The sequence below is a fragment of the uncultured Vagococcus sp. genome (assembly GCF_963518325.1).
Taxonomy (GTDB): domain Bacteria; phylum Bacillota; class Bacilli; order Lactobacillales; family Vagococcaceae; genus Vagococcus_D.
In genome coordinates this window covers 219,408-245,234 of the sequence record NZ_CAUQJB010000003.1, presented here as the reverse complement: position 1 = coordinate 245,234, position 25,827 = coordinate 219,408, and the positions used below count along the sequence as shown (strand labels likewise).

Genomic DNA, 25,827 nt, shown 5'->3' with positions numbered 1-25,827 from the left:
TCTAAACGACCTTCCACTTTTTAGATAAATACATCACGTCGGTAACACCGCCGTTACCAAGGCAAGAGCACCTGAAACTACTACTAAAAAACACCCTAAGGCCAGTAACCATTTATGTTGACTCTTCAAGACCTCATGGTAGTTTATCCGCAAGACATCCCACTTAAACAATCGACCTATGACCATTAACACAACTGCTGTTACTACCATATTAAGGCTAAGTAATTGGCTGATTAAAATCAGGATGAAGCAAACTTTAAGTAACTCGATTTCCTGAGGCATACTGGTTAATTTCCCTGACACTCGCAATAATAATGAGACAAAATAATAGGAAACATAAGTCATAAATTGAATGGTATAAGCAGGATGACTGACCAGCAAATGAAAAAAGTCTTGCTCACTCAATAGTGCCATTAAATAGTGATACAACAAAAATAACGTCGGCAGTACGAAAAAAAATATTTCTGCGGCTTTGATTATCTGCTGACTCTCACGCTTTTTAGTCAGCCATTGCCTGATGCCATTCAATGTGTTTCCGATTATTAGTGTCATGATGGTTCCTCCTTTAACAAGAGGGTGGCTTAGGCCACCCTCTAACTATAGCCTTTTTAACTTAACACAGGCCAAAATTCACGATTAACTTCAATCAAATCATCTAAAATATCTTTTGCTACTTTAGCACTTGGCACTACTTTACTCATGGTGATTGCCTGCCATAATTTTTGGTAAGAACCTTCCACCCAAGCATCTACTACTAGTTTTTCAGAGGCAACTTGTTGCTCCATTAAGCCTTTTTGGAAGGTTGGAATCTTGCCAACACTCATCGGTTCATAACCATCCTTACCGACAATACAAGGGATTTCAACCATCGCATCACTTGAAAAGTTCTCAATTGCGCCTTTGTTTTCAGTAATCAATAGCATTCTCTCTTTTGTGTTATAAGCCAAAGCACGAGCTAAATCTACAATAAAGACGGCGTGTTCACTGGAAACAATGGTTGTATCTTTAGCAGAACCATTGGCAACAATTCGGGCGCACTCGTTAAAGACATTTTTTTCACGGCCATCGATGATTTCATTGGCACGGGTGTAGTCCTTATTGGCATGTTCCACCGTTTCATCTGCCATTAAATAGTATTTTAAGTAAGTGTTAGACAAAAAGTCAGGTTCCAGTTCCAGCAATTGTTTGCCGGCACGCATAGCTTCTAACCAGCTTTCTTCCTTATGCTGACCAGCAGGGGTATTTTCTGCGTAACCATGTTTCGCTATGTGGGCTTTAATTTCCGGCATTAAGTCGTTACCTTCTTTATCTTTAATACTAGTCCACCAGCCAAAGTGGTTTAAACCAAAGTATTGAACGTCCATTTCCTTGCGGGACTTTTTATTGATCACTCGTGCCATGATTTCTTCTAAACAGATCGGCATGTCACAAATATTGATAATCTTTGAATCAGGTTTCAACCGACGAGTCGCTTCTGCTACGATGGCTGCTGGGTTAGAATAGTTCAACAACCAAGCATCTGGTGAATATTTTTCCATATAATCTGCTAATTGAATAATCGGCCCGATCGAGCGCATGCCATAAGCAATCCCACCAGGTCCACAGGTTTCCTGACCCACAACTCCATGTTTAAAAGGAATTTTCTCATCTTGTTCACGCATGGCATATTTACCAACTCGTAGTTGTGCCATGACAAAATCCACATCTGTGAAGGCTTCTTCTGGATCTGTGGTATATAAAAATTCGATTTCAGGTGCTCGTTCTCTAATGATAATTTCGCAAGCTTCTGCTACTTTCTGCTGACGTTCTGCATCGTTGTCATACATTTTTATTTTTCTAACGGGAAATTTATCCAAATATTCCAACATCATCACGACGATTCCTGCTGTATAAGTACTACCGCCACCTGCGATTAAAATTGATTTTTTTTCCATCTTGATTCATCCTTTTCTATAATAAATTTTCAAACTCATCTCTGACACTTGGTACCGACAAGCCAACAATGATTTGGATTGCTTGACCATTTTTCACTAACCCCTGGGCACCTTTAGAACGGAAATCACCATCATTCCCGACCAGATTGCCATCCTTAACCGTTAAACGCAAACGCGTTGCACAATTAGTGACATCGACAATATTGTCCTTGCCCCCACAAACTTCAAGAAAATCATAAGCTTTTTTGGCATCTCCTTTTAAGGGTTTCCCATCAACCATAGGACTGTCTGCCCCTTTTAAGTCTTGGTAGTCCTTTTTAGAATAAAGTTTCATTTCCTGATCCTCTGGTTCTCTTCCAGGAGTTGGCAAATTCAGCTTGAGAATAAGGAAGGTGAACACCACATACCAAATTCCGACAAAAATAATCCCAATGATGATTTGGGTAATATAGGTGCCTGAGTGATACTTCCACAAAGGCAGCCAGTTAATGGCAAACCAATTAATCAGCCCACCGCCAAAATTTCCAACAACCCCAAAAGCAAAACTGACTGTTGAGATAGTAGCCGACAGTACGGCGTGAACCACAAACAAGACAGGTGCCATAAAGAGGAAGGTAAATTCCAAAGGTTCGGTGATCCCTGCCATAATTGCCGTTAAAGCGACAGGAATCATTAGGCCTAAAACGGCCTTGCGTTTCTCCGGTTTGGCTGTCCGATAAAAGGCCAGCACAATCCCCACAGATCCAAATACTTTTGACATACCCGATAAAGAAAAACCAATTGGGAACATCTCTTTTAAGGTTTTTGACGTTGTCTGGAAATCCGTCAAATGCTCTGAGAAGTAAGCCGCTGTTCCACCTGGAACCACGATACTGTCATAGGCAAATGGTGAATAGATAAAATGATGCAAGCCTGTCGGAATCAAAATTTTCTCAAGGAAAGAATACACCCAAATTCCCACATTTCCAGATGAGATAAAGAAGTCTTGCATATTTAAAATCACATCTTGGAACTTTGGCCAGATAAAGGCGAAAAGCAAAGCCACTGGCAACATCACGAAAAAGCCGATGATTACCACAAACGAACTGCCTCTGAAAACTCCTAACATTTCCGGTAAAGCCGTATCAAAATAACGATTGTGTAAAAATACCACAATTCCTGAGATGATCAACGCACCGATCATCCCCGTATCCAAAGTCTTAACACCGGCTATCATCGCTAGCCCACTCGTGCTGCCAACTTCTGCCGTCATATCAACACCAAAATTAGTCCCCCAATATTTCAAAATAGCTGAAACAAAATAATTAAAGGTCAGATAAATGACTAAGGCTTCCAAACAAGCTCTGGCGCTTTGTTTTTTTGCTAAACCAATCGGCAAGCCAATAACAAATAGTAACGGTATTTGTCTAAAGACGGCCCAAGCACCTTCCGACACCACATCCCAACACTTATACCAATTGCCATCAGGATTGGCCAGACTGCCCATGATTTCCGCATTTTTAAAGAGAATCGCAAATCCGACCACAATCCCCGCAAAAGAGAATAGTAAGGCAGGTGCTAACATGGCCCCACCAAACTGCTGAACTTTTTTCATCATGATACATTCCTCTTTCTTTCCTTTTTTTCGATTGACGTTATGTCCTTTCAAGTTTTATTAATCCAACGACGCTAGCGTTTTTGTAATTGCTCTCAGTTTATCAAATGCTGACACTAACACAAGGGCTTTTAATGAAAGTGATTACAATGAGCAACTCTTGTTTCTTTGCACAAAAAGCGGACATTTTCACAAGGGAATAATATTCGGTGATAACTCCCTCTTAAACAGTGGCTTGATTCCCCTTTAAGAAGGCTTGTTACTGATAAAAAAAACGTGTTATACTTCTGATAGATAGTTTCTATGTCATCCGTGTCATTTAGGATGCCCCTATGATAAAACTATTTGCTTGTTGTTTTATAGTATCTATACAAAAAGCCCTCAGCAAAAAATGAGAGCGTTATCTAAAAATAAGAAAGAGTGTGGACAGCAACGTGAAATTAGATGCCTTAATAAATGAGAACTACGATAAATTAAATGAAAACGATCGCTATATTTGGAAAATGATCAATACCAACAAAGAGAGCTGTGCCCGTATGACTGTCAATGAACTAGCTGATTTTTGCAATGTCTCTCGTACAACGATTTTACGCTTTGCTCGAAAAATCGGTCTGGATGGTTTTAGCGAATTAAAAATATTGTTAAAATGGGAAACCCAAGAGCCACAAAAGGCTCAGGAAAATGTGACAGAAATCATTTCCGACGGCTATATTCACGCCATTCATGAGTTGCAGCGAAAGGATTTTTCCACAATCTGCCAGCTAATGTACCAAAGCAAGCGACTCTTTATTTTTGGTTCAGGGGATATTCAAAATCAAGCCGCCAAACATCTTAAACAAAACTTCCTTTCCTGTGGTGACTGTGTTTATGACTTGGACACCAATCAAATTCACGATGAATTTTTTAAGATTGTGACACCAGAAGATGTGGTCATTCTGTTATCACTGGATGGCGAATCTGAAAATGTAGTCAATGCGGCGAAACGGCTGACCTTTCTAGGCGTCAACGTCATCTCTATTTCCAAGCTCAAAAACAGCACTTTAGCCCGGATTGCCACTGAAACTATCTACTTCACCACGTCTATCGTTAATCTTGCAAACTTATCAGGCAAGACTTACGAATCAACAGCCATGCTGTTTGTCATTGTTGAGTTATTATTTGTTAAGTACAATTTATTTAAAAATGCCCTAAGCAAAGACACCTAATTATCAACCGTAAAAAGACACCGTCACGGAGTTGTGACGGTGTCTTTTTACTCATCTTGTTTTGCATAATAATGGTCAGTGGCTCGCTTAAAGGCTGCCAGCATTTTATTCAGAGCTGTTTGACTGACTGGCTTTTTGCGACCGACAATATCAAAGCCATGAAAACAGCCTTCATAAACATCGATTTCAGCTTCAATTCCCGCCCCTTGCAAGGCCTTTATATACGATACCGTTTCATCATAAAAGGGTTCCACCGTTCCGATAAAGGTATAGGCTGGGGGCAAACCGTGATAGTTGGTTTCTCGGGAAGGGGCTGCATAAATCGGGACTTCTGATGTTCCTTTTAATTCCCCCAGATACATGTCCCAGGCGATTCGGTTACTGCGCTCGTTCCAGACTGGCGCATCATTATCAATCATCGAGGGTGTATTCATACGGTCGTCAATCATGGGGTACATAGGCAATTGAAAGGCCACATTCACTTCACCTTGATCCCGAGCATAGAGAAGGGTGGCGATTGTCAACCCGCCACCTGCACTGTCACCCCCAACAAAGAGTTGATCGCTGCGAATCCCTAGTTCTTCAGCGTGATCTTTTAACCAAAGCAAGGCTTCATAACCGTCTTCTAAGGCGGCTGGATAGGGTGCTTCTGTTGAAAGAGTGTAATCAGGTGAGACGATGACGCAGTTGCTGGTGGCAATCAGTTTTTCATAATAAGCCATATCCATTTCTGGGACACCTGTGGCATAACCGCCACCGTGAAACCACAAAATTCCTGTGGCCTTTGGCTGTGGGTTGTGGGACTGATACAAACAAAGCCGTAAGCTGCCCCCCTCTTTTTTGGTCATAAGCCGTTCTTGGCAGTCTATTAGTTCACTAGTTTTTCCTTGCATCACCTTGCGAACCAGTTTTGCCGTTGTGCGAAATGTTTTTTCAGATTTAAAATTAAAGATTTTGCGAATCACGGTTCCTTTTAAACGTAAATCTGGATGAATCATTCCTCTTGTCACTTTCATTTGGTAGCCCCTATTCTCTATTCTTGGACAAAGACAAAAAGAAGTTCCTTTCCTAATAACTAGTCAAGTTCCTTCTTTTAGTCTTATCTATAGTCGCTCTTTAATTTTAAACTCTTCGCCTTTTTGCTTAGGTAATTGATCATCAAAACTAAATAAAAGATGTTCCTGATTATTTTCATCCAGTACAATCACCAGATTTTCTTTCCCACGTTGTTTTGATTGCTCAACTTGAACGGTTCGGTATAGATCTTTAGGATCCTTTTTTGAAGCCAATGCATTTCCTCGATTAAAGAACACTGATTCTTCCATGTTTACCGCCTCCTTATATGAAACACATGCTTAACTATTAAAACATGCGTTTCTATTACCTATATTATATCGCAATACAGGTCTTAGAGCTACTATTGACTATTTTTAATGATTTTATCTGGCTCAGTAGGGCTCATTACTTCTTTTGCTTAAAAAAAAGCGATTTCCCCGCACTCCTGACAAATCGCCAGATTAATAGCAATCGACGCTTCCGGTGAAATGGCCATTTTATCGTCACACCCAAACAACACATACTTTTTCCCTCGTTGATGGCGACTTAATACCACATCCTGATTGCCACAACGTAAACACTTAATTTTTGCTTCCTCCAATTGGACACCCCTTATTTCTTGTCATACCTTTTTCATTTTAACAAAATCGACCGTTAAATGAAAGGGAAAGGACTTCTCAAAAAAAGATTTAAGCAAGGGAGTTCACCTCTTTTAACGGTAAATTGGTAGATACAACAAAGTAACCCTTTGTGAAATTTACAAGGTTCTTTCCTAATTGATCACTCCATCTCTTTGTCATCTCAAGATAACGATAGTCCGCTTTCCAGCAGTCCACTGGCTGCCATAGTCTCCCCTATAAGGACTAGCTTAAGTGTCTAACCACCCTCTCCTACTCACGTGCTGCATCACTTCGTAGCCATATCTCTGGCGACCACTATCAGGGACCATCCTATCCCCCAGCCAAATCGTCTTTTCTGGTTTAAGATAGAGGTCTCCGATTAATTAGTCAGTCTGAATCGTCTGCTTCTGTCACAGCTTTAGCCCCTCCTATCAACAGATGGCCAAACAACACTCAGTTAATACAGTAGCCTAGTCATCTACTTCCATCTCTGTCAGCAGCTTAGTCACAATCGCTTCTCTTTCCATATCAGACCCAATCAGTTGTTCATTTGGGATGTCTAAGTAGTCCTTTTCCCGCCACCAAGATCGTAGTTGCTGCTCACCAAATTCACTGGCCTTTTCCTTCGTTTGATGACGCTTTAAGGTTTCTTGAAAAGGTAAATCAAAGTAGTAGGCGAAGGTTTGAGCAAATTGTTCATTTAACTCCTGAAGCATCTCGCCGTACCACTCACGACGTAAAATCCCCTCAATAATGACATAAGACACTCGCTGATTACCATACTGAGCTAGTTGCTTAATCAATTCAATCCCTGGGTTTCCAAGTCCATCTTTGACAGCTAGCATCTCCCGTCGCACAGTATCTTGAGAAATCAGCAAGACGGATTCTCCCAATTTTTTTTGCAACTGCTGAGCAATTGTCGTTTTGCCACTGCCAGAATTTCCTCTTAAAATAATAAGTGTTGTGCCCTTCACCCTATAGTCCTCCTCTTCCAACTATTCCTCATAATAACTCACAATTTATTATAGCATTTATCTCCTATTAATTTGTTTCAAACAATTTAGCAGCAATTTAGAAATAATCTTCCTATATCCTAGACTTACTTAATAACTTGGAGGACAGACTCATGACTCAATCACACACTGTTTACGTTTTACTCACCCGCTACGAGGATTTTTTCTCCCATGTCTTGCAAACCTTGACTCACAGCCAGTTTACACATGCTTCTATTTGTTTTGATGAGAGCTTAAGGGATTTTTATAGTTTTCGTTTAGAAAAAGGGTTTTGCCAGGAGAACCCTACCTTAATGACCTCGCCTAAAAAAGTGAGGGCTGTTTGCGAATTATACCACCTAAAGGTCTCTCAAGAGAATTACCAACGCATGATCGCTTACAGCCAGAGTTTCAGCGCTGATAACCCTCGTCATAGCTATAGTTCCGCCAGTTTAATCGCAGGTTTATTCCATTTACCCTTTCATTCCCTGTCCGGCTGTTTTTGTTCCCAATTTGTAGCCGAGGTTCTTAATAAAGCTACAACCGTCTTACTGGCCAAGCCGGCCAGTCGCTACCTACCACAAGATTTCGCCAATGAGGAGGACTTAGAATTGTGTTTCAAAGGAACCCTTGGTGAATTGGCTGGCATGGAAAACTTACACTCTGACTTCGGCATATATGCTTGATTTTTTCCCTGGTAATATCTCGTGTATTCAGCTTTTTTTTGCCGTATAATAGAGGTAACAGTGAGAGGAGTGAATGTTTTGTCTAATATTTTGATTGTCGAAGACGATGACCAATTACGAGAAATTATCAGTGGGTTTTTAACGAGCCACGGGCATGCCGTCAGCAAGTGTCAGCATGCCAACGAAGCATACGAGAGGATGTACAATCGGCATTATGACCTGATTATTTCCGATATTATGATGCCTGAGATTGACGGCTTTGAATTGGCTAAAACAGTTCGACAACTTAACAAACAAATCCCTATTTTATTTATGACCGCACGAGATGATTTTTCCGCCAAAGAACGAGGCTTTCATGCTGGCATTGATGATTATATGGTCAAACCCCTACATCTAGAGGAATTACTATTACGAGTCAGTGCTTTATTACGACGGGCCAACATTGCCAGTGACGGTCACTTAACCATTGGCGACTTAGTATTAAATCAACAGGCCTTAACAGCCACCTTAAATGACCAGGAGATTCCCGTGACCTTGCGTGAATTTAATTTACTCTATAAATTATTAAGCTATCCCAATCAGACTTTTTCCCGAGCCCAGTTAATGGATGATTTTTGGGGAATTGATAGTCACACTAGCTTACGTGCCGTTGATGTTTATATGACAAAATTACGAGACAAGTTTTCAACTACAAGCGCCTTTAAAATTGTGACGGTCTATGGCTTGGGCTACAAGGCGGTACTCTCATGAAAAAAGAAGCCTATGCGATAAACGTCAAACGCTTTTCTTGGTGGAGCTATATTGCTTCCTTTATGTTACTGGGAATTATCGGTGCTTTCCCGGGAATCATCTACGGCATAACGGCCAACAATCGGATTGACATCATAAAAGAAAGTGGCCCTTACCTCTTTTGGTATCTCTTATACTGGGCCATTATCGCGGCTATCTTCACTTATATAACTGCCCGTCAAAAGCACCGAGCCTTTGACGAACCCATGAGACAACTTGGGCAAGCTACTAAACAAGTGGCTAACGGTGATTTTTCCATTTATTTGACGCCCCTCAATCACTCATCTAAGCTACATTATCTGGATATAATGTTTCAGGATTTCAATAAAATGGTAGAAGAACTAGGGTCTTTGGAAACCTTAAAAACCGATTTTGTAGCCAATGTCTCACATGAACTTAAAACGCCCTTAGCAGTCATACAAAACTACGCTGAGGCCTTGCACAACCAACAACTGACAGTTGATCAACAACAAGAATATACCGCAACAATCATTTCGGCTACCGAAAACCTCAGCACCTTAGTGACTAATATTTTAAAACTAAACAAACTAAACAATCAGGAAATCCTGGTGGCGGCCGAAGTCTATGACGTCTCTCGGCAGTTAACAGACTCTCTTTTAAACTTTGAATCTCTTTTAGCAGAAAAAAAAATTCAGCTTCAAGTGGATCTAGAAGAACGCTCTTATTTACGAACTGATCCTGGAATGGTTGAGATTATTTGGCGAAATATCCTGGAAAACGCCCTGAAGTTCACAAGTGAAGACGGGACTATTAGTCTATCTCAAACCTCCGATCAAGACTCTCTTACCGTCATCATAAAGGATAACGGCTGTGGCATGGATGAGCACACCTTAAAACATTTATTTGATAAGTTTTATCAAGGAGACACCTCTCACAGCGGCAAAGGAAATGGCTTGGGTTTAGCTTTAGTTATGAGAGTCATTGAACTTATAGATGGACAGATAACTGTCACCAGTCAATTAGAGATTGGGACAACCTTCGTCATCAAGTTAAAAAAAGGCTAACAGATTGGGATCTATGTCCCAATCTGCTTTAATATTTCCGAAACAATTCTTAAACAGTTTAACAACTTATCTCTCGTACTATTAAGTGATTAACAAGGGAAACCTTGAATCCCCTAATTGGAGTGACACTTATGGAAAAAACAGACTTTATCGGTTATGAATACCTTGATGTAACGATTAATAAAGAGCTAGAAGCTATTTATATCGATAGCTATCTCAACTTCGGCTGGCAATTAGACCGTATCTCTCCTGCCTTGCAACCGAATACGACGTTATCATTTAAGCGCAATCGGAAACTCCCTAATAAAGCCGAGTTAACACGACTCCAGCGCAAATTTAATGGGATTATCGCCGACATTAATTCTCTGGAGCATTCGAAACGACTAATCCCTGCAACCACAGCTTACTTAATGGGACTGATTGGCTCTGGGTTTATGGCTGGTTCCGTCTTTGCCCTCAGGAATGGCCACGTTCCATTGACCATCGTACTGGCCCTGCCAGCTTTTCTGGGATGGGTTATGCCCTATTTTGTTTACCGACGACTAACGGCCAAACGCAGTATGCACCTTTCCCCCATAATTGAAGAAAAATTCGATGACCTTTATGCCTTAACCAAAGAGGCCAATCAGCTGTTAACTTAAGGTTGTCTGTAGCAACTTAAAACTTTGATTTGCCACTGTCTCGATTCCTAGGAGGGTTGTTTCCTTATTCAACGCCTGAGCGAGGGATTGCGGCTCTAGTTGAATCGAAAAGGCAGCTGTTAGTCGCTCCTCTAATGTCCCTAAAAACGGTTCCCGTCTTCCTCCTAACGCAATAATTGGAATACCAGATTGATTGGCGATACCCGCCATGCCAGAGGGAACCTTGCCAGCGGCTGACTGGCTATCCAAACTCCCCTCACCAGTATATATCACACTGACTCCTTTTAAGCGATCCCTTAAATTCAACACTCCTGCCATCAGCTCAAAGCCAGAGGTCATCTGTGCTCCCAATAAACTAAAGGCCCCTCCAAGGCCACCTGCCGCACCACTTCCGGGTACTTTTTGCAAGTCTATACCAGCCTCAAGAGCTGCTAAAGCCACCTTAGACAGCTGCTGATCCAACCACTGACACTGAGCTGCTGTGGCGCCTTTTTGGGGACCAAAAACATAAGCTGCCCCATTGGCACCAGCATAGACATTCGCAACATCATTGGCAATTTCCAACTGGATGCCAGACTGCTGGTAATACTCAAAAACTGATCTCATATCCAAGGTGTCAAATGTGTTAAGGGGATTACCGAGGATCCCCATCAGTTCCTGTTGATCGTTATAAATACTTGCTCCAAGAGATTGCAGCATGCCTAAGCCGCCATCGGTTGTGCCACTGCCGCCTAAGGTCACAATGATTTTACTGACACCTTTTGTAAGGGCATCTTTAATCACTTCTCCAAGGCCATAACTACTGCTTTGACTGACCGTTGCCTCACTGGGCTGAATAAAATGCAAACCAATAACTCTGGCACTTTCAATCACTGCCGTCTTTTCAGCTTGAATGGTGCAAATTAAATACTCAACGTCAATCGGTTCAAACATCAAATTAACCGTTTGTACCTTTTGCCAACTTCCTCCACAATAATCGTAAATCGCTTCTAAACTGCCTTCTCCACCGTCTGACACTTGACAGAGTTCAACTTCTGCCTTTGGTACAAGAGCTTTAATGCCTCGTTCAACTGCAAGACCTGCTTCTAAACTTGTGACACTGCCCTTAAAAGAATCCATTGCTATCCCTATTTTCACTTGTCTTCCCCTACTTTCTTTACTTGCGCCTCACTGATTCTTTCAGACTAATCTCAAAAATATATTTGAAAATCAGAAATAAATCAGCTATGATAAATCTGAACGTTGATTGATGGAGGCCACAGAACTCTCCCCCTGTCAGATTCCCATTTTAGGAGGCTCCTTATGTATTTTTATGAACTGCTTAAAAAAAACCGTCATTTACTTAATTCAACGGAGGAAGATGTTTTGCAATCCCTGTTGAATCAAGCAGAAAATATCAAATCCTTGACCATCCGCCAGATAGCAACGGAAAACTATACCGTTCCAAATACCGTTACCCGTCTCTGCCAAAAGTTAGGTTTTAAGGGATTTTCCGATTTTAGAGAAGCCCTCTATCTGACCACACATGAAAAAGAGAATGTCCTTACACTAACCTCTCTCGACGAACAAATCATTCGCACCAAACAACTGATTAATCCCCAAGTAATCAAAGAGATCCTAGGTAAGATACATAACGCCCAGCGAATTGTTTTTTTTGCTGTCGGCCTGTCACGCTTTCCAGCAGAGGAACTGAATGAGCGATTCAAAATTTTAGGGATTAACAGTCACACCTTTATCGACCCTCACGTGATGAAACACAATGCCAAATTGCTGACAAAAAATGACCTAGCCATTGCCATCAGTGTTAGTGGGACGACTGACACGATTTTAGCCGCCACGACGATTGCTTCAGTAAAAGGGGCTACTACCCTCAGTATCACGGGTTTCTCACATAATCCCATTGCCGCTCTAACTGACTATCAGCTTTATGGCATGGTTTCCCCCGCTTCCATTGAAGGAATTGATACGGCTGACCGGTTTAGTTTACATTATCTCACAAATTTGCTTTTTAACGACTACTTGACGACCTTTTACCATTAAAAACATCGGCCTGCTCAAAAGGAGTCAGGCCGATCTATGGTTAGTTCAATTCTGGCCAATACGCTTGATTCGCTTCAATCAACCTATCGAGCACCTTCCGAGCTTTTTTGCCATCCACAACAGTTCGATTCAGTGTTAAAGCTTGAAGGGCTTTCGTATAAGAACCTTCACGATACGCTTCCACGGTCAACTTCTCAAAGGCATGCTGACCTTCGATCAAGCCTTTATAAAAGGTCTCGATTTCACCGACTGCGTAAGGCATAGGGCCATTGATTCCTAATGAAGCTGCCACCTCAATCATAACGTCATTCGGTAAATTAGCGACAATCCCTTTATTAGGCACGATCACAATATAGGTTTGTCGCAAGTTATTGGCAATCGAAGCCGCCACCTCCACAATCATATCCCCATGAGCATCGTTGTGAACCACACTGGATTCCTTAGCACTTCCTTTAGCGACAATCTCCCGGCACTCTCTAAAGACATTTTTTTCACGGCCAGCCATGACTTCATTCGCCCGAGTGTACTCAGGATTGGCTTGGCCTACTTTATAGTCAGGGTATAAATAATACTGCAAATAAGTATTTGGCAAGTATTCCGGAAAATCAATCAACATGTCTTCAACCATGGCATAAGTATCCAACCACGACTGGTCACGTTGTTCTGCATCAACGGGGCGAAAACCTCCCTTTAAGATGGTTTCTTTAATTTTTGGTGCTAAGTCCTGACCTTTTTCATCATAGATATGAGTGAACCAACCAAAGTGATTTAAGCCAAAATAAGTCGGTTCAAAGGTCGTATAATCCGCTTCAATTAAGCGGCCGTATGAGCGCAATAAATTAACTGGCTGATCGCAGATATTTAAGATTTTTTTATCATCTGGAAAATAGCTATCCAGAGCCAGTGCTACAATGGCTGCTGGGTTTGTGTAATTCAAAATCCACGCATCAGGGCTTAGCCGGCGCACATCGGAAACCATCTCGACCATGTCACGAATCGAGCGCATCCCATAAGCAAAACCACCTGGTCCACAGGTTTCCTGACCTAAAACCCCTAAGCTTAAGGGAATTTTTTCATCCTTTTCACGCATGGAATAGCCCCCTGTCCGCATTTGGCAGAACACAAAATCAACTTCCTTATAAGCCTCCTCTTTATCTGTTGTATAACGAAAATCGACTTCTGGTGCTTCTTCCTGAAACAAAATCTTACCAAACTCACCAATTACCTCTTGACGCTGACCATCCGTATCATACAGAGTGACACGTTTTAAGCCAAAACGTGTTAAATGAGTCGTCAATGCTTTTAAAATACCTGGCGTCCACGTTGATCCGCCACCTACTAAGACAATATTATTTTTCTTCAATTTGAGCTGCTCCCTTAACTTTTAATGCGATTCCTTCTACTTGAGGTCCATAAATAACTTGAATAGCCGTGTCGCTAATTCTGACTACCCCTGCTGCCCCAGTAGCTTTTAATGCGGCCTCATTGACCTGTTCTGTTGACACTAACACTAAACGCAGGCGGGTAAAACAATTGTCGATTTCCTTTATATTACTGTGGCCTCCAAGAGCCTCAACAATTGTTTGGCCAATATTAGCGACATCCTTAATCACAACAGACTCCCCTTCAATCTCGGCCTCTCGACCAGGTGTTTTGACATTATTTTTTATGATGATTTTTTTGAAAAACAGATAATAAACAATGGCATAGCCGATTCCCACTAAAACAACTAAGAACCACCGAGTATCCAGCCCTCTTAAGATACCAAAGACCGTCAAGTCAATGGCTCCGCCTTGAACATTCCCGATTGAAACGTGAAATAGATCCATTAGCATAAAGGACAAGCCAGACATTAGGGCGTGAAAAACAAAGAGAATCGGCGAAACAAAAATAAAGGCAAACTCAATAGGTTCAGTTATCCCTGTTGTAAAGCTAGCTAAAGCCGCAGCATACAACAACCCTTTCACGCGGTTTTTTTCGCCTGGTTTTGAGGTTTTATACATGGCATAACAGGCCGCCGGCAAACCAAAGACCATAAAAGGAATTTTCCCTTGAGCTAAAAAGCGAGTCGCTTCTTGCATCATTCCTAAATCAGGGTTAGGTTGAGCAAGCAAGGTATTAAAAATGGTTAAAGCGCCAACCGTTTGCTCACCGTCAATCAGCGCCACACCACCGATTGGCGTAAAACGAACCAGTTGATTCAAAATATGATGTAGGCCCGTCGGCACTAACAGTCGCTCTAAAGCACCAAAAAGAAAGGTTCCTGGCGCTCCCGCCCCTGCAATAACCGTACCAAGTCCTTCTATCCCTTTTCCTAAAACAGGCCAGACTCCATACATCAGTAACCCCAATAAAGGAATTGTAACTGTCGTAATAATTGGCACAAAGCGTTTACCACCAAAGAAACTAATCGCCATAGGTAACTCAACATCGTAAAAGCGATTATGCACCGTTGCCACCCATAAACCGACTAAAATCCCTCCAAAAACATTCATCCTTAAAGTGAAATACCCTAGCACCGACTCGTAAGCTGACGCTATTTTAGTGGCCTCTAACTGACTCGAACCAGCCTCCACTAAAGCATCCACAGAAGTCGTCAATGAGTTAATGCTATTTAAATTTAAAATATAACTAATCGTCACATGAAATAAGATAAAGCCAATCACCGCGGCAAATGCAGCGGTGGCTTTCTCAGCTTTGGCCAGGCCAATCGCTACCGATATGGCAAAGAGAATCGGTAAATTACCGAATAGCGCTGCCACAATGGCTCTAATAAAACCAATCACCTGCTGAACGTTAACCAAGGAAACGAAGCCTTCACCCACTATCATTGGATTTTGCAAAACAGAAGCCAACCCTAAAAAAATCCCCGCTGCCGCAATAATTGAAATTGGCATCATTAACGATTTCCCTAACTTTTGTAAAAACTCTTTCATTTGTTTTCTCCCTTCTTAATTACTGAGTTTAGTATATGAAGATTAGTAACCGATTACAATCCCTTTAGCGAAGCTTGACCCGAGAACAAGTCAATGTATTTTGACCACAATAGGAGAGTCTTGTACACAAAACAAACTTTACTGCCTGACGGAAAAGATCAGAAAAAGCTCTGATATGTGGCTTTATTAGGAGGCTGATGGATGGGAGTATCATCGACCGATTGCATCCTAACTAAATAAAACGAAAAGACGACTGAACTAGTCAATCGTCTTTTCGTTTTTCTTAATGCTCACTTGTTGTCCAATCACTGCACAACACGATTGGGAACCATGACCAATCTCTGATGTTTTAGCTACAGATAAATCGGGATTATCAATCATCTCGCGGACCAGTTCACCAACAGAAAGTCTGTCCTCACTTGCCTCTAATTCCGTAAAGACCCCCAATAGAATACCACTAATTTGATTAAAGACACCGATTTGTTTTAATTGAGTCAAGTAAGTCGTTAGCTGAGGAATACCTCCCCCATTGCTTTCTAAGAGTAGCACTTTGTTCCGACAGTCTGGAAAATAAGGGGTTCCTGCCAACTTCAGAAAACAGCGGATATTCCCACCAATTAATTCCCCACTGATGGTTTCTCCTTGAATAAATTGCCATTGACAGTCAAATAAGGACTCTTCATCCTTTAGAAAACTTTCAACAAAGCGCTTTTTTTGCCTCCCTGTTTGATCCCAGAGAATGGTTCGCAGCTGAAACAAATAAGTCAGTACTCCTGTTTGTTGATAGATACCATTCAAAATTGTCGTGACATCACTGTAACCAAAAAAGGGTTTCGGATGCTTTTTAATCAACTCGTAATCCAGATAAGGCAGTACTTGATTGGCAATATCCCCACCTGAAATATCAAAAATCACTTGGACGCTCCGATCAGCAAAAAATGCATTCATCTCCATGCCACGTTCCTTTGGGCTGCCACTGGCAATTCCCTTTTTTTGATAAAGAAACTGACTACAAACAGGAGTTAATCCCATTTCAGTCAACTCTTTTAGTAGGGTTTGTAGTTCATTTTCCTTGTCTAGCGAAATCCCATTAGAATTAACCACCAGTGCAATTTTATCACCTTGTTTTAACATTTAAACGCTCCTAGCTTTTCGAATTATAAGGTTGCTTTCCCACCGTAGATGATTAATTCTGGGTAATGACTGTGAACTGATAAATCTAAAATCGGCATTGCTTGACCTATTAAGTTTCTGACAACATCCAAAGTAAGGGAGGCTTCATGAGCGGCCTTGTTCTCCCAAACTTCAAAGACATAAACTGCATTCGGCTCTTCCTCATTCATTCCTACAATATAACAGTCACAACTAGCGACAGCTTTCAGCTCCTCAGACGCTTCTAATAATAAAGATAACAATGTTTTTCCATGTCCATCCAAAGCTGTCAATTTACCATATTTACTATACTTTTCCATGATATCACTCCTTTAGTTGCCCACTCTCACTGCACTCCGCTTCGTTCTCACCAATCTCTAGACGTTGAAAACTCAAGAATTGACGGTCTCCTTTTCTTACGGGGCCGTCCTTCACGTTTATCTAAATTGTAGCACAGGTCTCGCTAATTCAAGTTGATCATGCTTAGTAGCCTCTTCTTTACTCAGTTAATGAAAAGGATCGATACTGGCGTCCTCCTGCCAATTGTATTCTATTTCGTTGGCGACTTGACTGGTAAATTTATGAATGAAACGATCTGCGAGAATGCCTAAAACCATATCCATTCCCGCCGAAACGCCTGAAGATGTATAGCTATTCTCAGTGACTCCCCTTCTAGCTTTCTCAATCCAGTTTACTTTCGGATTAACCGACTTAACCCAACCTAAAGCCCGTTTATTAGTGGTAGCTGGCTGATTGTCAATTAACCCTGTTCGAGCTAATAGTGCTGGCCCTGTGCAAACCGTTAAAACGGAGCTAGCTTCCAGACTAAATTGTCTTAACTGTCCAATGTAAGAATCATTATCTACTAGTCTCCTTGTGCCTTTCACCCAAGAATTAGAAGAATACCTCCTTGATCAAGTTCCAAAAAGGGCTGGGTCTAAATCTGCAGACTTTGATAACTAGAGACTAGTCCGCCAGTTTCAGAGTAGCAAGTCACTTGATACTCTGCTATCCGACCAAAAATTTCGATGGGACCTGCTGCATCCAATAGTTCAAACTCAGAGAATAGCATTAGGTTAACATTTTTCATAACCTATCTCCTTTTTCATTCACTCGTCCAAACATCAGCTCATCTCCCACCTTCTCTTGAATCGAGATGCCTATCGTCAGCTGATTTTCGTTGATTAGTTGTTCAATCCCTTGCCTCAATCCTTCTTCTTCAAAATAACCTGATTCATATAGTCCTTTTAAGATCTGGCCTAATTGACTTATCGGTAATTCCATTAAACGTCTCCTTGTATTCGTTATCTTATTCGATTCTCTCCCCTATTATAACGTAAATGATTCTTTTTTCCTTCAGATGGGAGCAGAATATCAGGAGACAAATTAAAGACGAGAATCAGTTTGATGATTCTCGTCTTATATCTCAACCTACTTGATTAATCAGCCCAGCGAAAAACACTTGGGTTCTTTTGTTTAAAACCTTGTTCCAACAACTTAATTGTCGTAATTATTTGATCAGCTGTGACAATTGGTGGTTTCTGATGAATCAAGGTGTCGTAGGCACTGTCATAGAATGCCCCGTAATCCCCTTGTTGACTAGTGATGGACTTGTGAATCCAGTCGCCATTTTGATTCTGATAGGTGACTTTACCATAAGCCTCAGGGCTATCCTCGCCAAAATGTGACGCTCCTGGCAAAATCCCCAGCTTTAAATCGTTTTCTTGTTGATCCATTCCGTATTTCAAATAGCTACCATGCGTACCGTGTAAAAGAAAACGTGGGTAAGGGGCAGCTACTAGCTGACTCGTTTTCACTATCACCTTAAACTGTTCATAATATAATCGGATATCATAATAATCATCCACTGCGCTTTCAGGATGCTGATTGTTGCCAATCTCATAACCGACAGTGTGGGGCTCGCCAAAAAGGGCAACCATCTGATCAATCTGATGAACGCCAAGACCATAAAAATTTCCCGTCAGGGGATGGCCAACTTTAATCGTCTTGTCTGGTCGAAAGTAATCAACATGCGCTTCAAGTTCCACCGGTCGCCCTACATACCCACTCTTTAACACCTCTTTTAAGGTCAAATAATCGCTATCAAAACGACGATTTTGATAAGGGATAGCTAACAGCTTAGCCTCTTTTGCCAAGGCCAACACTTCCTCAGTTTCCGCTACTGTCTGACAAAAAGGTTTTTCAACAATCAGATGTTTACCTTTTGCCAAACAACGTTTCGCCAACTCGTAGTGGCTTTCTGGCGGTGTACACAAGGTAATTAAACGAATTTCCGGATCATCCAGCAATTGGTTTAACTCATTGGTAAATTGGCAGCCTAAGTTCCGACAAGCGTCTTCCTTTTCAGGAGAATAGTTAACATCACATACATACTTAACTTGTATTTTATCCCTGATTGCCAGATAGGGCAAGTGGTAACGAGTCGCACTTTTACCAAAGCCAATGATTGCCATTTTTAAGATCATTCATCATACCTCCTTAATTAACTTCTTCTTCCAAATTAGTGGTTTCCATCAGGCTTTGTTTTTTATCGACCATTCTAAAAAATGGCAAATAAATCACATATGAAATCACAATCGTTAAACAGGACCAAATCGCTGCTCCAACATTGCCATTAGTCGCCAGATAGGGACCGATGATTGGCGGTGTTGTCCAAGGTACTTGAAAAACAATCCGACCAATTAAGCCTAGTCTCATTAAGATAATCGTGGAAACACCTAAGACCATCGGCGTTAAAACGAAAGGAATCGCCATAATAGGATTCATCACAATCGGGAACCCAAAGATAATCGGTTCGTTGATGCAGAATATGGCTGATGGAAACGATAATTTACCTAGCTCGCGGAAAGCCTTACTTCTGCCAAATATCATGGCAATCACAAGACCAATCGTCGCACCTGATCCCCCAATATTCATAAAAAGTGTCCAAAAACCGTCCGCTACTTCATTAGGAATCGTCGCGCCTTTTTGAAATGCCTCCATATTCATGGCAATATTACTCAAAAAGATAGGCGTGGCGATACCAGATAATAAATTGGGACCGTGAATCCCCAACGTCCACAATCCCAGCGCTAAGAATGTGTACACCAATAAACCAGGAATCGTATTTAAGCTAAAGACCAGTGGTTTAAAGACCATTTGCAAAATAGTATTAATCTCAATATTTAAAGCGACTCTAACAATCCAAACAATTGTCAGTGTAAACGCAGCTGGTGTTAAACTAAAAAATGATTGGGCCACAGCTGGCGGAACACCTTCAGGCATTTTAATTACTAAATCTCGCTTGATGACAAAGCGAGTGATAATCGTTGTCAGTCCTGCAACAATTAAAGCCGTAAACATCCCCGTTGCCCCCAAATTTGCAATGTCGATGGTAAAGTCTTTATTTGTCGTCGCCAATAAGAAGGCCACTACCGTAATTAGCGTGTTACTTAATGGCTCAAGCTTGAACTGCTTAGCCATGCTATAACCTACACCAATAGCTGATATCAGCCCTAACATTCCAAAAGTGACGGTTACCATCGAACCTAATAAGCCCGAGTATGGCGAGATGATGGTCATCCAGGCCTCTATTGGCAAATTGCCAATGATTAAAAATAAACTGCCAATAATAGTAAAGGGCACGGTAAACGATAGTCCGTCCCGAATCGAAACCAAATACTTATTGTCTCCAATTTTAATTAAATAAGGCATGATTTTATCCATAGCTGTCATTTTCCTAATCTCCTTTTTTGATGTGGGATTGATTAAATTGTGGTAAAAAAGCTTGATGAACCTCTAGCAACTCATCTAACATGGCCTTTCCTTGACTATCACTTGAGACTAAAGGATTGATCGTCATCGCGACTAACGCTTGGTTATAATCCCCTGTCACAGCCGCCTCACATGCCACCTGCTCGTAGGACTTCATGGCTTGAATAATCCCATTCAACTCTGGGGGCAATGGACCAGTCGTCAGAGGAACCGGCCCTTGACTCGTAATCACACAATTAACTTCCACCACCACATCTGATGCTAAATTGGTAATCGCCCCATTATTTCTAACATTAACGGTTTGAATGTCCCGCTTATCCGTATAGAGTGAGGTAATTAAATCACAGGCCGCTTCACTGTAACCAGCGCCGCCTCTTTTCCTTAATAATTCAGGCGCCGCCATCAACCCTTGATCTCGGTAAACCTCAAATAATTCCTGATCCATCTTTTGCGCAACCACAGCCCTAGAGCCACCATGGCTGGCTGCATACTGCTCACTTGCCAGCACTTCATTCGTTTTCCAATAATACTGTAAATAACTCATTGGTAAAGCCTTTAAGCCTTTCAAAAAATCAGGCTGCCAATCTGAGCTACCAGGATTATCTACAAAAGCGCCTTCATCTGCTACCGAATTAATGACTTGTTCCGTTACGTCCTTCCCATCCAAACACACTTTTTTTGCAAAAATCAGATGATTTAACCCGGCAAACTCCACATACAAGCGCCGTCTATCCACTCCCAAAACTCTGGCAATGTCATTTTCAATTGACAAGGGGCCATTACATATACTGATAATTTTGGTCCACTTACTGTGATTAAGAACCGCTTCCGACAGCATTCCTGCGGGATTGGCGAAATTAATTAGCCAAGCCTCAGGACAGTGGGCTTCCATCTCTTTGACAAGATCAAGCATGACTGGAATCGTCCGAAATGCTTTAAACAACTCACCTGGCCCATTGGTTTCCTGACCAATCGTCTCATATTTAAGGGGAATGTTTTCATCTTGAATCCTCGCCTCCATCTGGCCGATTCTAAATTGGGTTAAGACAAAATCAGCGTCTTTCAGCGCTTCCTGCCGATTAAGTGTTGTAAACAACTGAATCGAGCTGCCAGCTTTCTCTAGAATCCGCCGAGATAATTGCTCGACTAAAGCTAATTTCTCCTTTCCTTCTTCCACATCAACTAACCACAATTCCGTTACTGGCATCTCCAAGTATCGTTTAATAAATCCTTCGACTAATTCTGGGGTATACCCGGAACCACCGCCTATGGTGACGATTTTTAATTTTTTCATCCTAACGCCTCCTGCTAATAATAGTCGCCCTTAGATAAACGCTTTCATCGACTTGTTCACATTATAGCAAGTTCTTTTCATAAATAACGGATTTCCAGTTCTTTAGGCACACCATCAGTCGATTGATATTTGTGACACTTTTATCACAGGTTGTGACAGCTGTTTCTTTTTAAGATGGGATGACTTATACTCTAATTAAAGGATGTGATCACTTTGTTATTTTTAAATCGAACACCTGAGTTAACGGATTTAGATTTCGACATCTATAAATACATCACGGACCACTTGGAACAAACCACTTACATGACGATTCGTGAATTAGCTGACCAAACCCATACAAGTACCACAACGATTCAACGTTTTTGTCAAAAATTTGAGTGTAAGGGCTTCTCCGAATTTAAAATTCGCCTGCGCTTATACTTACAAAGTCGCGACCAGTTTGATCATGCTGTCACCCTCGACACCTCAACATATATCGATTTTTTAACACGGACAACTCAGCCTCACTTTCAAAAAAAAATTGAAGCGGCAATCCAATTACTAATAAATAAAGAGTTAATTCTCTTTATTGGGGTGGGCTCTTCCAATGTTATGGCTGAATACGGTGCCTTGTATTTTTCTTCGTTATTTCAGATGGCATTGCGAATTGAAGATCCCGTTACCAATCCCATGTCCTTTCTTTCTAAGGACTTATTGGATAAAACCTGTGTCATTGCCCTTTCCGTTTCTGGCGAAACGCCTGAAGTAATCAATTATTTAAGTAACCTTAACTTTCGTAACAGCAATATTATTTCCATCACAAACACAGCCAATTCAACGGTTGCCAAGCTCTCCAATGTGAATATTCCATATTACATTACCAAAGAATCTCTAGTCGAACAGGATATCACTTCCCAACTTCCCGTTTTATTTATTCTGGAATCGATTGCCAGAGCTATCCATAATCATTAATTCAGTTTGATTATCATCGCAGGAATTTTTAAAGACAAATAAAGACAGCCTAGCAACTTAACTAGACTGTCTTTTGTTTTTATTTCATCGCCTTCTTCTCACGCCGTTGTCTGATTAATTTTCGCGTGGTAATAAAGAAGATAAAGACTAGTAACCCACCAATGACTACATCAGCAGCCAACAAGAAGAATTTCCACTTAGGTGTTGCCTTTTTAACCTCTGTCTTTGGTGTCACACCGTTCATGGCATTGCTGTTAACAATCGTGTAAATAATGTTATGAGAAGCCTTCCGCAAATGATTGGCCATGGTTGGCGTTAACTCTTTATCCGAGAAATTCCACAACATAGTACTGGTATTGAGCCACATATCGGTGCCTGCTTCCAACCCGCCAAACATGTCTTGATAATAAAAATTTGGAAAGGAAGCCTGATCGGTAATCACAAGACCCCTGAAGTCCCATTCATCTCGCAAAGTATTGGTCATTAACCCTTTATGACTGCCTACCCAACGAGCCCCAATCCGATTCATGCCAGCCATGGCGCCTGAGGCATCACCTTCTCTAACGGTAGTTTCAAATGGTTTCAAATAAATTTCTCTAAGAGCTTGTTCATTGGCAAACATCGCCCCGCCCATTCGATTGGTTTCGATGTCATTTAGAGCAAAATGTTTCATAAAGACAAAAGTTCCCTTATTTTGAGCCCCTTCGACTTCGCTGGCACTTAATTTACCAGATATAAAACTGTCCTCTGAAAAGTATTCAAAATTACGACCACCAAATGGCAGACGGTGGGTATTAATACCCGGAGCATACCAACCCGATACTTTCGCGGCTAAACTGTCTTCGCCAATGGCTTTCCCCATTCGATTCACCACATCCGTATTCCAAGTCGATGCCACAACCACTTGTGCCGGATAGCCCATTGCCGTGGACTCACCACCGCCTACTAATGTGCTAGAAATTCCCGCAGGGCCATCTTTATTGATTGTTCCTGGTAAATTAATCGATTCGATGTAATGAGTGGCGTAGCCCCCCATTCTGACTAAAGTCGTCATGTCCTCTAAACTCATTTGGTTCAACAGTGCCTGATACTTATCGTCATCGTAGTCTGCTCCGATTAGCATAGCGGCACTTAATTTTCCATATTTTTTGCTAACTTTTTCAAATTCTGGCATCTTATCAGCTTTATTTTCTTCATGAGAAAATTCAAGATCGGCCAATAGCTGTTCACTGGCCTCTAACTGACCCTCCTGATAAACGGTCGGCCAAGTGCCCTCCCAGTCACTACGTGAAAGATAGGTAAACTGATCGTCATATTTTTTAATGTCAACAGCTTCAAATTGATTGTTAATCTCTTTTCCAGTTTCTGCTGAAACAGCATAAGTAGTGGCATCTAATTCGTCCACTGTGACTTTTTTAGTCAGTTCTTTTTGTCCCTCAGCATCCATCCCATCTGCCACGGTTTTTCCTTTAGCAGCTAGGATGTTATTGAGGGCTTCATGAGCGTCGCGACCAGCCGCCAAATAATAATCTCCGGCATCCACAATATACGTCCCATGGCCTTGACTGTCATAGGTTTTCATCTCTTCTTTTGGTACTTCAATCTTCACCGTTTCTGATTGTCCAGCTGGAATCATCACCGTTTTATCAAAGCCAACTAATTGAACTGCGGCTTTTTCGATCTGGTTTTCTTTATCGTAATCGGTATAAGGCGATTGCAGATAAAGTTGAACAGTCTCCTTACCAGCTGCTTTCCCCTTGTTGCTAATGGTTAAACTGACCTCAAAGCTACTATCAGTTTCTTTCACTTGATAATCTGTCCAAGCAAAATTTGTATAAGAAAGACCATAACCAAAGGGATATTGAACTTGCGTGGCGTAATCGTAAGCCGTCGCTTCCTCATTCCCTAAGATCACATCTTCGTAACGGGTTTCATAATACTTATAGCCCACATAGATTCCCTCACCGTAAACCACGTATTTATTGCCGTTAGCCACCTCACTGTTTTTAATCGTGTAATCCCCAAAGTTAACCATCGCCGGCGAGCTAAAAGCATCGTAGGCATAGGTGTCAACTAAACGACCAGAGGGATTGACCTTACCATTTAAGACTTGCCCAATTCCGTAAGCGCCTGTTTGCCCTAAAGCACCTGCCCAAATACAGGCATCAATCTTGTATTCCTTTAAAAATCCCAGTTCAATCGGATTAGACGTATTTAAAATTACCACAACTTTTTCAAAGTTATCCTGAGCCAACTGCAATAAATCCCGTTCTTCTTGGTCCAATTCCAAATAATGATAACCAGATTCTAATTTATCAGGTGATAAGTCGGCGCTTTCGCCTCCGGAACGGCCAATTGTCACGATTGCCGCATCTTGATAATCGGCAAAACTGTTAATTACTTCTTTGGTATAAAGGTCTTTCGGTACTTCGTTAACTTTAAAGGCTCCTTGTCCAGTAATACTCGGAGTTTCTTTGCGGAAATCTTTCCCTTCACCTTTCGTGTAAAAGTCCCATAAAGTCGGATTAATCTCAAATCCTGATTTTTTCATCACGGTCTTAAAGTCCGGCGCTTTACTGGTGTCAATTGAACCAGCCCCACCGCCACCATAAATTAAATCAACTGAGTTCTGACCTAATAAACTAACCTTATTGCCAGAAGCTAGTGGCAAGGTACTGTCGTCATTTTTTATCAAAACAATCGCTTCTTCCACAATTTCCTGTCCTAATTCTTTTGTGTAGTCATGTAAGGCCTCATTATTTTTAAAATCACTGGTGAAAAAATCAACTGGCTTTTCATCTTTTGCCGCAACCAACTTGGTTGAACTTTGACCTGTAAAGACGGTCACGATTTGTGAATAAGATAATATCAGCACATTTCCCACGATTAACAGAACTGTTAATAAGGTGGTGATCAAATAAATAATAACTGCTACAGGTATTGGTAATCTTCTCTTCTTTTTCATCGGTACTCTCCTTCTCATGGCGTCATTTAGACTTAATCTGCTATAGGTAGCCCTTTTTTAGAACGCTTTCAAATTACAACTTCATAAAATACCTTCCCCATTTCTTGTATTTAACGATAAATCCTTGTTATGACAACAGCTTTATCGTCATTGACTATTAGCTTAAGTATAGC

26 protein-coding genes are annotated in these 25,827 nt (G+C 41.3%); 7 read left to right on the top strand and 19 right to left on the bottom strand.

What is annotated here, in order from left to right; genetic code table 11:
• Positions 1-33: 33 nt before the first annotated feature.
• From RWN13_RS04510 to RWN13_RS04500, 3 genes are read right to left on the bottom strand one after another with little or no spacing between them, the layout of a single operon-like run.
• Positions 34-552, bottom strand: a complete 519-nt coding sequence (locus RWN13_RS04510) for a hypothetical protein (RefSeq protein WP_314060872.1) — start codon at positions 550-552, stop codon at positions 34-36.
• Between the two features lie 56 nt (positions 553-608).
• Positions 609-1,934, bottom strand: a complete 1,326-nt coding sequence (locus tag RWN13_RS04505; protein WP_314060869.1) for a 6-phospho-alpha-glucosidase — start codon at positions 1,932-1,934, stop codon at positions 609-611.
• Positions 1,935-1,950: 16 nt separating this feature from the next.
• Positions 1,951-3,531 carry an alpha-glucoside-specific PTS transporter subunit IIBC gene (locus RWN13_RS04500; RefSeq protein ID WP_314060866.1) on the bottom strand — a complete coding sequence of 527 codons (1,581 nt, stop codon included), beginning with the start codon at positions 3,529-3,531 and terminating at the stop codon, positions 1,951-1,953.
• A 431-nt stretch (positions 3,532-3,962) separates the two neighbouring features.
• Here RWN13_RS04500 and RWN13_RS04495 point away from each other — a divergent pair, with 431 nt between their 5' ends.
• Entirely contained in the window at positions 3,963-4,733 is a 771-nt protein-coding gene (locus RWN13_RS04495; protein WP_314060865.1) for a MurR/RpiR family transcriptional regulator, read from the top strand.
• A 47-nt stretch (positions 4,734-4,780) separates the two neighbouring features.
• Here the strand turns inward: RWN13_RS04495 and RWN13_RS04490 are convergent, their stop codons facing one another.
• The 4 genes from RWN13_RS04490 to RWN13_RS04475 form a co-directional block, all read right to left on the bottom strand.
• Entirely contained in the window at positions 4,781-5,749 is a 969-nt protein-coding gene (locus RWN13_RS04490) for an alpha/beta hydrolase (RefSeq protein WP_314060863.1), read from the bottom strand.
• An 87-nt stretch (positions 5,750-5,836) separates the two neighbouring features.
• The gene (locus RWN13_RS04485; protein ID WP_314060860.1) at positions 5,837-6,058 is read right to left on the bottom strand and encodes a hypothetical protein; all 222 of its coding nucleotides are present in this window, start codon (positions 6,056-6,058) and stop codon (positions 5,837-5,839) included.
• 149 nt (positions 6,059-6,207) lie between these two features.
• Positions 6,208-6,390 (bottom strand): hypothetical protein, encoded by a 183-nt coding sequence (locus tag RWN13_RS04480; RefSeq protein ID WP_314060858.1) that lies wholly within the window; start codon positions 6,388-6,390, stop codon positions 6,208-6,210.
• 489 nt (positions 6,391-6,879) lie between these two features.
• Positions 6,880-7,383, bottom strand: a complete 504-nt coding sequence (locus RWN13_RS04475; protein WP_314060855.1) for a kinase — start codon at positions 7,381-7,383, stop codon at positions 6,880-6,882.
• Positions 7,384-7,535: 152 nt separating this feature from the next.
• Between RWN13_RS04475 and RWN13_RS04470 the strand changes: the two genes are divergently transcribed.
• The 4 genes from RWN13_RS04470 (at position 7,536) to RWN13_RS04455 (ending at position 10,542) form a co-directional block, all read left to right on the top strand.
• Positions 7,536-8,087: a hypothetical protein gene (locus RWN13_RS04470; RefSeq protein WP_314060853.1), complete on the top strand. Its 552-nt coding sequence runs from the start codon at positions 7,536-7,538 to the stop codon at positions 8,085-8,087.
• Positions 8,088-8,156: 69 nt separating this feature from the next.
• A complete protein-coding gene (locus RWN13_RS04465) occupies positions 8,157-8,837 on the top strand; it encodes a response regulator transcription factor (protein ID WP_314061012.1) in 681 nt (226 codons plus the stop codon).
• A complete protein-coding gene (locus tag RWN13_RS04460) occupies positions 8,834-9,901 on the top strand; it encodes a HAMP domain-containing sensor histidine kinase (protein WP_314060851.1) in 1,068 nt (355 codons plus the stop codon). The genes RWN13_RS04465 and RWN13_RS04460 overlap by 4 nt, the downstream gene beginning before the upstream one ends.
• A gap of 131 nt (positions 9,902-10,032) precedes the next feature.
• The gene (locus RWN13_RS04455; protein ID WP_314060849.1) at positions 10,033-10,542 is read left to right on the top strand and encodes a hypothetical protein; all 510 of its coding nucleotides are present in this window, start codon (positions 10,033-10,035) and stop codon (positions 10,540-10,542) included.
• Here the strand turns inward: RWN13_RS04455 and RWN13_RS04450 are convergent.
• Entirely contained in the window at positions 10,534-11,679 is a 1,146-nt protein-coding gene (locus RWN13_RS04450) for a glycerate kinase (RefSeq protein WP_314060847.1), read from the bottom strand. The genes RWN13_RS04455 and RWN13_RS04450 overlap by 9 nt on opposite strands.
• 165 nt (positions 11,680-11,844) lie before the next feature.
• On the opposite strand from RWN13_RS04450, the gene RWN13_RS04445 reads away from it, so the two are divergent.
• On the top strand, positions 11,845-12,582 hold the full coding sequence (locus tag RWN13_RS04445) for a MurR/RpiR family transcriptional regulator (protein ID WP_314060845.1): 738 nt from the start codon (positions 11,845-11,847) through the stop codon (positions 12,580-12,582).
• A 40-nt stretch (positions 12,583-12,622) separates the two neighbouring features.
• Here RWN13_RS04445 and RWN13_RS04440 read toward each other — a convergent pair whose 3' ends face one another.
• From RWN13_RS04440 to RWN13_RS04395, 10 genes are all read right to left on the bottom strand, one after another.
• A complete protein-coding gene (locus RWN13_RS04440; protein ID WP_314060842.1) occupies positions 12,623-13,945 on the bottom strand; it encodes a 6-phospho-alpha-glucosidase in 1,323 nt (440 codons plus the stop codon).
• Entirely contained in the window at positions 13,932-15,518 is a 1,587-nt protein-coding gene (locus tag RWN13_RS04435) for a PTS transporter subunit EIIC (protein ID WP_314060841.1), read from the bottom strand. Before RWN13_RS04435 ends, RWN13_RS04440 begins: the two co-directional genes overlap by 14 nt.
• A 258-nt stretch (positions 15,519-15,776) precedes the next feature.
• The gene (locus RWN13_RS04430) at positions 15,777-16,652 is read right to left on the bottom strand and encodes an LD-carboxypeptidase (protein ID WP_314060839.1); all 876 of its coding nucleotides are present in this window, start codon (positions 16,650-16,652) and stop codon (positions 15,777-15,779) included.
• Between the two features lie 23 nt (positions 16,653-16,675).
• Complete coding sequence (locus RWN13_RS04425; RefSeq protein ID WP_314060838.1) at positions 16,676-16,990, bottom strand: antibiotic biosynthesis monooxygenase; 315 nt, start codon at positions 16,988-16,990, stop codon at positions 16,676-16,678.
• A gap of 186 nt (positions 16,991-17,176) precedes the next feature.
• Positions 17,177-17,557, bottom strand: a complete 381-nt coding sequence (locus RWN13_RS04420) for a DJ-1/PfpI family protein (RefSeq protein WP_314060837.1) — start codon at positions 17,555-17,557, stop codon at positions 17,177-17,179.
• Positions 17,558-17,607: 50 nt separating this feature from the next.
• Positions 17,608-17,760, bottom strand: a complete 153-nt coding sequence (locus RWN13_RS04415; protein ID WP_314060835.1) for a hypothetical protein — start codon at positions 17,758-17,760, stop codon at positions 17,608-17,610.
• The gene (locus RWN13_RS04410; protein WP_314060833.1) at positions 17,757-17,954 is read right to left on the bottom strand and encodes a hypothetical protein; all 198 of its coding nucleotides are present in this window, start codon (positions 17,952-17,954) and stop codon (positions 17,757-17,759) included. Before RWN13_RS04410 ends, RWN13_RS04415 begins: the two co-directional genes overlap by 4 nt.
• A 155-nt stretch (positions 17,955-18,109) precedes the next feature.
• On the bottom strand, positions 18,110-19,156 hold the full coding sequence (locus RWN13_RS04405; RefSeq protein ID WP_314060832.1) for an oxidoreductase: 1,047 nt from the start codon (positions 19,154-19,156) through the stop codon (positions 18,110-18,112).
• A 13-nt stretch (positions 19,157-19,169) separates the two neighbouring features.
• On the bottom strand, positions 19,170-20,405 hold the full coding sequence (locus RWN13_RS04400) for a PTS transporter subunit EIIC (protein ID WP_314060831.1): 1,236 nt from the start codon (positions 20,403-20,405) through the stop codon (positions 19,170-19,172).
• Positions 20,406-20,409: 4 nt separating this feature from the next.
• Entirely contained in the window at positions 20,410-21,738 is a 1,329-nt protein-coding gene (locus tag RWN13_RS04395) for a 6-phospho-beta-glucosidase (RefSeq protein WP_314060830.1), read from the bottom strand.
• Between the two features lie 213 nt (positions 21,739-21,951).
• Here RWN13_RS04395 and RWN13_RS04390 point away from each other — a divergent pair, with 213 nt between their 5' ends.
• Complete coding sequence (locus RWN13_RS04390; RefSeq protein WP_314060829.1) at positions 21,952-22,689, top strand: MurR/RpiR family transcriptional regulator; 738 nt, start codon at positions 21,952-21,954, stop codon at positions 22,687-22,689.
• 79 nt (positions 22,690-22,768) lie between these two features.
• On the opposite strand, the gene RWN13_RS04385 is transcribed toward RWN13_RS04390, so the two are convergent.
• Positions 22,769-25,654, bottom strand: a complete 2,886-nt coding sequence (locus tag RWN13_RS04385; protein ID WP_314060827.1) for a glycoside hydrolase family 3 protein — start codon at positions 25,652-25,654, stop codon at positions 22,769-22,771.
• Between the last annotated feature and the right edge of the window lie 173 nt (positions 25,655-25,827).

Excerpts from the sequence above, each read along its gene's own strand:
- RWN13_RS04445 (WP_314060845.1), top strand. The coding sequence starts at position 11,845 with ATGTATTTTTATGAACTGCTTAAAAAAAACCGTCATTTACTTAATTCA.
- RWN13_RS04395 (WP_314060830.1), bottom strand. The coding sequence starts at position 21,738 with ATGAAAAAATTAAAAATCGTCACCATAGGCGGTGGTTCCGGGTATACC.
- RWN13_RS04430 (WP_314060839.1), bottom strand. The coding sequence starts at position 16,652 with ATGTTAAAACAAGGTGATAAAATTGCACTGGTGGTTAATTCTAATGGG.
- RWN13_RS04460 (WP_314060851.1), top strand. The coding sequence starts at position 8,834 with ATGAAAAAAGAAGCCTATGCGATAAACGTCAAACGCTTTTCTTGGTGG.
- RWN13_RS04385 (WP_314060827.1), bottom strand. The coding sequence starts at position 25,654 with ATGAAAAAGAAGAGAAGATTACCAATACCTGTAGCAGTTATTATTTAT.
- RWN13_RS04510 (WP_314060872.1), bottom strand. The coding sequence starts at position 552 with ATGACACTAATAATCGGAAACACATTGAATGGCATCAGGCAATGGCTG.
- RWN13_RS04490 (WP_314060863.1), bottom strand. The coding sequence starts at position 5,749 with ATGAAAGTGACAAGAGGAATGATTCATCCAGATTTACGTTTAAAAGGA.
- RWN13_RS04505 (WP_314060869.1), bottom strand. The coding sequence starts at position 1,934 with ATGGAAAAAAAATCAATTTTAATCGCAGGTGGCGGTAGTACTTATACA.
- RWN13_RS04415 (WP_314060835.1), bottom strand. The coding sequence starts at position 17,760 with ATGAAAAATGTTAACCTAATGCTATTCTCTGAGTTTGAACTATTGGAT.
- RWN13_RS04500 (WP_314060866.1), bottom strand. The coding sequence starts at position 3,531 with ATGATGAAAAAAGTTCAGCAGTTTGGTGGGGCCATGTTAGCACCTGCC.
- RWN13_RS04485 (WP_314060860.1), bottom strand. The coding sequence starts at position 6,058 with ATGGAAGAATCAGTGTTCTTTAATCGAGGAAATGCATTGGCTTCAAAA.
- RWN13_RS04435 (WP_314060841.1), bottom strand. The coding sequence starts at position 15,518 with ATGAAAGAGTTTTTACAAAAGTTAGGGAAATCGTTAATGATGCCAATT.
- RWN13_RS04400 (WP_314060831.1), bottom strand. The coding sequence starts at position 20,405 with ATGACAGCTATGGATAAAATCATGCCTTATTTAATTAAAATTGGAGAC.
- RWN13_RS04410 (WP_314060833.1), bottom strand. The coding sequence starts at position 17,954 with ATGGAATTACCGATAAGTCAATTAGGCCAGATCTTAAAAGGACTATAT.
- RWN13_RS04455 (WP_314060849.1), top strand. The coding sequence starts at position 10,033 with ATGGAAAAAACAGACTTTATCGGTTATGAATACCTTGATGTAACGATT.
- RWN13_RS04470 (WP_314060853.1), top strand. The coding sequence starts at position 7,536 with ATGACTCAATCACACACTGTTTACGTTTTACTCACCCGCTACGAGGAT.
- RWN13_RS04425 (WP_314060838.1), bottom strand. The coding sequence starts at position 16,990 with ATGGAAAAGTATAGTAAATATGGTAAATTGACAGCTTTGGATGGACAT.
- RWN13_RS04405 (WP_314060832.1), bottom strand. The coding sequence starts at position 19,156 with ATGATCTTAAAAATGGCAATCATTGGCTTTGGTAAAAGTGCGACTCGT.